General features: G+C 42.8%; 1 protein-coding gene and 1 tRNA gene. One reads left to right on the top strand and one right to left on the bottom strand.

The genetic code is table 11. The features are described 5' to 3' along the window. Positions 1-419 precede the first annotated feature (419 nt). Positions 420-495, bottom strand: a tRNA-Gly gene (locus ACP5N5_RS06960). Positions 496-1,166: 671 nt separating this feature from the next. Here ACP5N5_RS06960 and ACP5N5_RS06955 point away from each other — a divergent pair. Further along, the coding region (locus ACP5N5_RS06955) for a hypothetical protein (protein WP_428134504.1) at positions 1,167-1,529 on the top strand (363 nt) is incomplete at its 3' end.

The following is a 1,529-nucleotide window of genomic DNA, read 5'->3' as shown; positions in this document are numbered from 1 at the left end:
TATACCAACCTTCATAAACCTAAAAGTATGAAAACAGAAACAACAATCTGAGGCTATCGGTACAAGTATAAACCTGGACAGTATAGGATCACTGCTGGACATTTATGGAGCGGAGAACGCTTGCACTCATCTAATACTAGCCCTTATTACGCTTTCTATCGTTGATTGTGGTTATAAATACAGTTTTCTAGAGGATGCCGTCTTCAAGAAAGCATCGAGAATATTCACAGCGGTATATAAGTCAGTGTCCTCCAAATGCTAGCTTGTAGCTTACAGCTGAAAGCCTGCTTTTAAGGCTGAAGGACGGTTTCAAACGAATGGAAGAAGCATGTGTTGAAATAACAAAGGCGCCCAGCCAATAATACCTACCTCCATGGATAAGACAACGTACAAGGGATCCGGATACGTCGGGTAGAATATGCGGCGGCCGGGATTTGAACCCGGGATCTCCGGCTTGGAGGGCCGGCGTCCTAGTCCAGGCTAGACGACCGCCGCAACCAATAATCTCTTAGAATCTTGATAGGTTTTAAAACATTCTTATTCAATAACCACTCCCTCCTTAATTAAGGATACGTCTTACGTATTGGATGCTTGAACAAAAATAAACAGGCTTAACCCCAGCCTGAAGATATGAGAAGTATTACCGAGGTGTAGAGCCGTAATTCAACCGTTTACACCACTAGTTTACAACATGTATTCGATGAAGCTATTAAGCTTTATATCATAGGTGATATATTAAAATCCTTGATGCGAATACTCTTTACCATAGTGATGAAAAGAGGGTCTCATGAGCCCTGCAGTGATGAAAGCCGGAAAATCTGACCCTTTACTCGATGAGACCCAAATGCATCCTTTATCAATACCAGTGGTGGTGAGACCTCTATTACCAAGATATCTTTTAGAAGAACACCCCCACTAACAGTGATTCTGAGTACTTCTGACCTCCTCCCCCACCCTAAAGGGCGAGGCTTTCGGTTGTAATCCCGTTAACGGGGTTGACTCTTGGTGCTGGCTTAATAGCTTCACCTGTGCTTCATGGAGCCCAGTCGAGAAGGATGCTACGCTCCTCCAATCTGGGGGATCAAAGGGCATAAGGCTATAAGCCTCAATCCAGCGTACTTGATACTGACAAGTGTAGGGCTAGAGAGGCTTAGAGTGCAATGATAATGCTGGATCCATCTGTATACTTGTACAGTGGAGTGATAGGTGTATTAATAGTAGTGCTACTATTCATATTCTCCCTATTCGAGTTGAAGGGATTAGTGAAAATATTCTTCACGGTAGTCGCCCTAATACTCATTACGTTACATTATATTATTATATATAATGTATCCCATTACGAAAGACTCACATTATATCCATTTACAATACTAGAGGAGACAGATATAGGGGGGAGCGTCTCCCCTGACATCGGGCAGGTAACAATACTAGCACTAATTATTCTCTGGCGGAAAGAGCTCCTCGGATTATTACAGGGGCAGAAACGTTTATTAAGGTCATTGAGGAAATTTTATAGACAGTTGGGATCG

The organism is Desulfurococcus sp., assembly GCF_049970475.1.
Classification (GTDB): domain Archaea; phylum Thermoproteota; class Thermoprotei_A; order Sulfolobales; family Desulfurococcaceae; genus Desulfurococcus; species Desulfurococcus amylolyticus.
Note: the sequence above shows the minus strand (reverse complement) of the source record. Positions and strands in the feature narration are given on the sequence as shown.